Consider the following 309-nt stretch of genomic DNA (forward strand, 5'->3'; position numbering starts at 1 on the left):
ATTAGCCAATGGCAGCAGCCCCAGCTGAATGCTTGTAGCAAAGCATCCCGGATTGGCCACATACTTGGTTTTACAGATAGCACGACGATTCAATTCGCAACTCCCGGTTACCTGTTTCTATCTTGCGGAATTCTATTAATTCGTTAATCAGGTTATTAAGACGGTTATCAGAGATGGCTTTACAATCAAAGATGGACATCCTTCATTTAATAAAGATTGGACTGATCCTATCAACTTCCCTTATATCAATCATGTGTTCCATCGCGACCATCGAAAAATTGTAGTATTAGATGGTAAAGTAGGCTATAC

At 40.1% G+C, this 309-nt stretch carries 1 pseudogene; it reads right to left on the minus strand.

Annotation, left to right across the window (positions count from 1 at the left end):
- Positions 1-111 (minus strand): annotated as a pseudogene (locus tag D0T60_RS19130) (N-acetyl-gamma-glutamyl-phosphate reductase); the annotation flags it as partial.
- Positions 112-309 lie beyond the last annotated feature (198 nt).

This window comes from Bacteroides sp. 224 (assembly GCF_010500995.1).
GTDB lineage: Bacteria > Bacteroidota > Bacteroidia > Bacteroidales > Bacteroidaceae > Bacteroides.